This window comes from uncultured Empedobacter sp. (assembly GCF_937930195.1).
In the GTDB taxonomy this organism is placed as follows: domain Bacteria; phylum Bacteroidota; class Bacteroidia; order Flavobacteriales; family Weeksellaceae; genus Empedobacter; species Empedobacter stercoris.
Genome location: NZ_CALGVK010000014.1, coordinates 1 through 6,402 on the forward strand (window position 1 = coordinate 1; position 6,402 = coordinate 6,402).

Genomic DNA, 6,402 nt, shown 5'->3' on the forward strand with positions numbered 1-6,402 from the left:
CCAGCAGGTGATGAAATTTATGAGTATATGAGTATATACAATGGAATTGGAACCAGCTCAGGTAAATTATTTGAAAATGGGAATAAACTAAATGGTAATCAGATTCCTGGACCATTTGTTTCAACAGATAATTCTGGAGCTATTACAGTTCGTTTCGTTTCAGATCCTGGATTAGAACTAAAAGGATGGGCTGCCTCTATTAATTGTAATACTTTAGGACTTGCAGATATTAACAATCTCGAATTTAAGATATTCCCTAATCCAACAACAGATTTTGTAAATATTACAACGAAAGAAAATATTGTAAGCTATCAAGTTTATGATATGAATGGAAAATTATTAGTTGGTAAAAATAAATTAGATAAAAAAGAAATTAAAATTAATTTAGAATCTTATCCAAAAGGAATTTATTTATTGAATATACAGACAGATAAAAGAAGTTACACACAAAAAGTAACAAGAAAATAGATACTATTTGAAGCACATTAAAAAAGGATACAATTTATTGTATCCTTTTTTAATTTTTTATAAATCTAAACTCAATTGATCGGGTAATAATTTAAAAGACATCCGATGATACGGTGTAGGACCAAACTCTTTTATCGCTAAACGATGCGCTTTAGTTGGATATCCTTTGTTTTTTTTCCAATCATACATCGGAAATTCATTGTGAATTTTTTCCATGTATTCATCTCGATACGTTTTTGCTAATATAGAAGCTGCTGCAATATTCATATACTTAGCATCTCCTTTTACAATACATTCATGCGGAACATCATTGTATTTATTGAAACGATTCCCATCAACGATAATAAAATCTTTTCGGCAATCTAATTGGTCTATAGCACGATGCATAGCTAAAAAACTTGCATTCAAAATATTTATCTCATCAATTTCATTCGGCCAAACAATTCCAATTGCCCAATATTTAGCATTTTCTTCTATAAATGTTCTTAAAGAGTTTCTTTTTTTTTCTGATAATTTTTTTGAATCATTAATGGTTTCATTATCAAAATCTTCTCCTAATATTACAGCAGCTGCTACAACTGGACCACTCAAACAACCTCTTCCTGCTTCGTCACAACCAATCTCGTGTTCGTGATTTGATAAAACTTTATCCAATTTTTTATTTTTTTAGCAAATTTAACAGAAATTATTGAAAAAAAGTTTTGTAAATGTTATAGAAATCTTAAGTTTATAGAAGTTTTAAAAATGTTTTAACAAATGAGGAGAAATTTAAAAAACTTGTTTGTATTGGGAGGTCTTCTTTTAGGAGCTTCGTTATATGCACAAGAAAAGACAGTTACAGGTACTGTAACTGATCCAGATGGTTTTCCAGTTGCTGATGCAGTTGTAAAAACAACATCAGGGAAGGAGGCTTATACTGATGAGAATGGAGTGTTTAGTATCGAAGCTAAACAAGGAGATTTGGTTACAGTAGAAGCGGTAGGATTGCCAACTCAAACATTTGCGGTTGGAGCAGGATCTGAATATAATGTTAGTTTAAAACCATCTGAAACAGTAGAATTAGAAGGAGCGGTTGTAACAGCATTAGGTATAACGCGTGAGAAAAAATCATTAGGGTATGCCTCTCAAGAAGTGAAAGGTGATGTTATTGCTGCGGCCAGAGGAAATAATCCTTTAAATTCTTTATCTGGGAATGTAGCAGGTTTATCGATCTCGAATAACTCAGGTAACTTAGGAGGATCTACACGTATTGTTCTTCGCGGTTTACGTTCTATTACTGGAGAGAATAGACCATTGATTGTTATTGATGGTATTCCTATGAGTAATAACAATGTTAATGGATCTGGTGCCTCAAGTGGAAGTGGAGGTCGCGATTATGGTGATGGAGCATTTGATATGAATCCTGATGATGTAGAATCTATCAACGTATTAAAAGGAGGGCCTGCATCTGCTTTATATGGGTCTAGAGGAGCGAATGGTGTAATTATGATTACGACTAAAAAAGGTAAAAAAGGTCGTGATGAAATTACTATTAACACAGGAGTTTCTTTTGATCAAGTGGCAATTAGTCCAAAACTTCAGAAATTGTACGGAGGTGGATCTAAAGATGATTTTAGTACAATTACGGTAGATGGAAAACAATATAATATTGTTGAATATCAAATGGATGAATCTTGGGGACCAAAATACAATGGTCAGAAGGTGTTGCATTGGAATGCTTTTAACCCAGAAGATCCAACGAATTATATGGTTGAAAGAGAGTGGAAATCACCTAAACATGATGTTGACTCTTTCTATAACACAGGAATTACTTATACAAATTCAGCAACATTCTCTAAATCTTATGAGAACACAAATGCTAAATTAGCTATTTCGAATGTAAATCAATCAGGAATTATTCCTAATTCTTCTTTGAAAAGAACGACTGTTAATTTAGGTGTTGACAATAAATTTGGAGATAAATTTCAGGTTTCTGGAGATATGAACTATGTTAGAACAGATGGATTTAATCGTCCTGAGTTCGGATATGGAGATAATTCTGTAATTCAGAAATTTTATCAATGGGGGCAACGTTCATTAGATTTTTCTGCTTTAAAAAATTATAAAAATAGTAAAGGAGAGCAATTGTCTTGGAATAGAACGGCTTGGAATAATGCTACACCATTGTATTCTGATAATCCATATTGGATTGTTAATGAAAATACATCAGATGATAGACGTGATCGTTTCTATGGAAATGTAAAATTAAGATATGATATCTTACCAGGTTTATATGCAACAGGTGCAATCTACGGCGATCATTACAATTTACAAATTCAGGAAAGAGTAGCAATTGGTTCTCAAGCGACTTCAGGATATACTTTATACACTCGTCAATTTACAGAGATGAACTATGAAGGACGTTTAAACTTTGAGAAAAAATGGACTGACTTTAGCTTAAATGCTTTTGCAGGGGTAAATAGACGTCACGAATCAAGATCAAACGTTAACGCTGGAACTTCTGGAGGATTAGTAGTGCCTAACTTGTATTCTTTATCTAACTCAATGGCATCGCCAACGGTTTCTAACTATAGATCTAAGAAAAGAGTTAACTCTGTATTCGCAGGAGCGTCTTTTGGATTCTATGATTTATTTTACTTAGATCTTACAGCTCGTAATGACTGGTCTTCTACGTTACCAGAAAATAATAATTCATATTTTTATCCTTCAGTATCTGGAGCATTCGTTTTCTCAAACTTAATCAAACAAGATTGGTTGACTTTTGGTAAGATCCGTGGAGGGTGGTCTCGTGTTGCAAATGATACAGATCCATACAATTTAATTGATACTTACGCAAATTCAACGTTCACAGGAACAACTAATTTAGGAGATCCGTATTATTTATTACCAGCTGCTAAGGCAAATAGAAACTTGAAGCCAGAGATGATTGACTCTTGGGAAGTAGGTTTAGAAATGCAATTCTTTAAAAATAGATTTGGTTTTGATGTAACTTATTACCAACAAAAAACAAATGATCTTATTGTACAAAATACAACTGGAGCTGAAACAGGATTTACAGCAAAATGGTACAATGCAGGGGTGATGGAAAATAAAGGGATTGAGGCAATGGTAAGAATTACTCCAATTCAAACAGAAGAATTTTCTTGGGATTTTGCATGGAACTTTGCTAAAAACGACAATGAAATTGTTGAGTTATATGGAGATTTACAATCAATTACTTTAGCTTCAGCACCATTTAAAGCAGGAGTTTATGCAATGTTAGGTTCAAAATATGGACAGATTAGAGGTACTGATTTTATTTACGATGATCAAGGAAATAAAGTAGTAGGTGCAAACGGACTGTATGTATCATCTGCTGTGAAGAACTTAGGTTCTGTTTTACCAGATTATAACATGGGATTCCGTAACACTTTTTCATACAAAAATGTGTCATTATCGGCTTTAATTGATGTACAAAAAGGAGGTAAATATTTTGCATTAACAAATATGTGGGGTATGTATTCTGGTATGCTTGACGATACTGCAGCAAACGGAGTTCGTGAGAATGGTGTAATTTCTCAAGGGGTTACAGGGTCAGTAAAATCAAACGGAGACGGAACTTATACTGTAACTAACACAGCAGAAAATACAAAAGTAGTTGACGCTTCTGCATACTATGGAAATTATTATTCAGGACCAACTTCTCAAAATGTATTTGATTCAGATTACATCAAATTACGTGAAGTAACTTTATCGTATACTTTCCCTAAAAAATGGGCTGGACCATTCTCTAATGTAATTGTTTCTGCTTTCGGTAGAAACCTTGCAACATGGGGATTAGATAACAAAGATTTTGATCCAGAAGTAGCAACTGGTGGTTCTGGTAATGTACAAGGTTTAGAAGGAGGTTCTTTACCTTCAACAAGATCATTTGGTATGAATCTTAAATTACAATTTTAATTTTAAAGAGTTATGAAAAAAAATATAGGAAAATATTTGTTAATGGCTACTTTATTAGGTTCTACAGCTATGTTTACTTCTTGTGATACTGGATTGGCAGAACTTAATGAAAACCCTAATAGCCCTGAAATTGTACCAACTTATACAATTTTTAATGGAGCTACAAGATACTTAATGCAAACATCACGTGATGGTTGGTGGTCTGCTCGTATGACATTGCCTTGGATGCAATATACTGCACAAATTAACTATACTGAAGAAGATAAGTATCAGTATCGTGACAATCAGACTACAAATGCATGGATTTATTTCTTTAGATCGGCAAATAATTTTAAAGATATCATTGATAAATGTACTGATCCTGTAACTTCGTCTCAAATGGGGCAGTATGGAGATTTAGATAATCAAATTGCTATTTCTAGAATCATGTTGGCTTACACATTTGATCAATTAGTCTCTAGTTATGGAGATGTACCTTATTGGTCTTATGGAAATAAAAATGCAGATTTTCAAGCATTACAAATTGATGATTTCGCAACACCAAAATATGTTTCTCAACAAGTAATCTATGAAGATCTTTTAAAAGAGTTAAAAGAAGCGGCTGAGCAATTAAATCTTGCAGAATCAGGATTTACAGCTGGAGATAATATTTATGGAGGTGATGTAGCAAAATGGCAGAAATTTGCGAACTCATTACGTTTAAGAATTGCTAACCGAGTTAAAGCTAAATTGCCTTCAGCGAATGCACATATTACTGATGCAATAGCAAAAGGAGTATTTACATCGAATGATGATAACGCTGCACAAGCATTTGGAAACTCACAGGCAGAAGGTTCGCCATTCTGGGCAACTTTCTTTACAGGAAGTATGCGTACGGATTTCGCAATGAACAAACAGTTTGTTAATTTATTAAAAGGAGAATCTACTAAGAATTATGGAGTAGATCCTCGTTTACAAGCTTATGCAGCTCCAACAGGTTTGAAAAAATCTGAAGTTTACCCAGCTTCTTATTCAGATTCTGATGACTTAACAAAATATCAAGGTATGCCTTATGGTTTGCCAGATAATATGTTATCGCTTAATAATGAGACAGCAACACTTTCATTTGCATCTAAAAATGTAATGACACCTACTTATGCAGAAGTATTAATGGAATATGCAGAAGTTGAGTTTATTTTGTCAGAATTAAATGGATGGGATGCAAACCATTATAAAGCAGGAGTTCAAGCTTCTATGGATAAATGGGGAGTAGATGCAGCAAAAGCAACAGCTTATGTAAATGCTTTACCTGCAGCTAATCAAGAAAATGTAATTACTCAAAAGTATCTTGCATTATTTATGCAAGGAGCTGAAGCTTGGAATGAATATCGTAGAACAGGATATCCTAATGGAGGAGTTTTATTATTACCAGGACAATCTGCAGTTGATAATAATGGAGCAACATATACATTTACGCCATTAATGTCTGGAAATGTAGTTGCTAAAGATTTACCAGCTCGTGTTCGTTATCCAATAACGCAGCCATCATTAAATGGTGTTAACTATAACGATGCTGTATCTAAATTAAGCAATGGCGATGAAATTGATTCTAAATTATTTTTCGCTAAATAATAGAATCAAATATCCTCAATAGTTATTAAGCCACTTCGAAAGAAGTGGCTTTTTTGTTATTATATTTTTGTAGATTTATGATAAGTAAAAAAAATATGAATCATATCACTTATTATATTGTTTTTCTATCTAGTTTACTGAGTATTGTCGTTGCACAACCAATCGTGTATAAAGTAGAAATAAATAAGTGTTTGGATTATAATTTCAATGATGACTTATTTTTAGAAAACCCTGCAGATTTAGATGAAATACAAGAGGAGTTTTATTTGCAAAATTCTACTTTAGATCCTACGAAATTTACTCATGATGGAAGTGTTTATAAAAATGCTAATGCTACAACAAGCTATATTTATGATAGAATAAATAGATCTTATATAGTGGATG

The 6,402-nt window shown here is 33.0% G+C and carries 5 protein-coding genes; 4 read left to right on the forward strand and 1 reads right to left on the reverse strand.

What is annotated here, in order from left to right; translation table 11 throughout:
- Positions 1–468: T9SS type A sorting domain-containing protein (locus Q0616_RS00675; protein WP_298774111.1), on the forward strand; the 468-nt coding region annotated here is incomplete at its 5' end.
- A gap of 57 nt (positions 469–525) precedes the next feature.
- Here Q0616_RS00675 and Q0616_RS00680 read toward each other — a convergent pair.
- Positions 526–1,122: a ribonuclease HII gene (locus Q0616_RS00680; protein WP_298774114.1), complete on the reverse strand. Its 597-nt coding sequence runs from the start codon at positions 1,120–1,122 to the stop codon at positions 526–528.
- Positions 1,123–1,224: 102 nt separating this feature from the next.
- On the opposite strand from Q0616_RS00680, the gene Q0616_RS00685 reads away from it, so the two are divergent.
- The 3 genes from Q0616_RS00685 to Q0616_RS00695 form a co-directional block, all read left to right on the forward strand.
- Positions 1,225–4,407, forward strand: a complete 3,183-nt coding sequence (locus tag Q0616_RS00685) for a SusC/RagA family TonB-linked outer membrane protein (protein WP_298774117.1) — start codon at positions 1,225–1,227, stop codon at positions 4,405–4,407.
- Positions 4,408–4,419: 12 nt separating this feature from the next.
- Positions 4,420–6,018, forward strand: coding sequence for a SusD/RagB family nutrient-binding outer membrane lipoprotein (locus Q0616_RS00690; RefSeq protein ID WP_298774119.1), 1,599 nt, complete (start codon positions 4,420–4,422; stop codon positions 6,016–6,018).
- A 95-nt stretch (positions 6,019–6,113) separates the two neighbouring features.
- The coding region (locus Q0616_RS00695; protein WP_298774121.1) for a hypothetical protein at positions 6,114–6,402 on the forward strand (289 nt) is incomplete at its 3' end.

Excerpts from the sequence above, each read along its gene's own strand:
- Q0616_RS00685 (WP_298774117.1), top strand. The coding sequence starts at position 1,225 with ATGAGGAGAAATTTAAAAAACTTGTTTGTATTGGGAGGTCTTCTTTTA.
- Q0616_RS00690 (WP_298774119.1), top strand. The coding sequence starts at position 4,420 with ATGAAAAAAAATATAGGAAAATATTTGTTAATGGCTACTTTATTAGGT.